The following is a 362-nucleotide window of genomic DNA, read 5'->3' as shown; positions in this document are numbered from 1 at the left end:
TGGCACTGATTAATAACGCCGGGTCACAATATAAACTATTGAGACAGTCGACCCGCATAAAAACTTTGTTGGCGGGGATTATCGCCGCTTGTGCCGGGATATTGCCCCGCCGTAATCTGAACACCCTGATTTAGCGTGATCACGGTATGACCTAGCAGTTCGGCATCTCCTTGATCGTGGGTGACAACAATTACGGGAATATTCCATTGAGCATGCAGCTCTCGAATAGTGTCTCTCAAGCTCACATGAGCCTGCTGATCCAGACTGCTAAATGGTTCGTCCAGCAGCAAGAGCCTGGGTTCGGTCACCAGGGCTCTAATCAATGCGGCCCGCTGCCGCTCCCCACCGGAAATCTGATGAGG

The 362-nt window shown here is 51.9% G+C and carries 1 protein-coding gene; it reads right to left on the bottom strand.

Annotated elements, in window-relative coordinates; genetic code table 11:
* Positions 1–35: 35 nt before the first annotated feature.
* Positions 36–362, bottom strand: a 327-nt coding sequence (locus B3W37_RS03445; protein WP_483174792.1) for an ATP-binding cassette domain-containing protein, incomplete at its 5' end; no start/stop codon positions are given.

This window comes from Syntrophomonas sp. UBA5494 (genome assembly GCF_002426325.1).
Note: the sequence above shows the minus strand (reverse complement) of the source record. Positions and strands in the feature narration are given on the sequence as shown.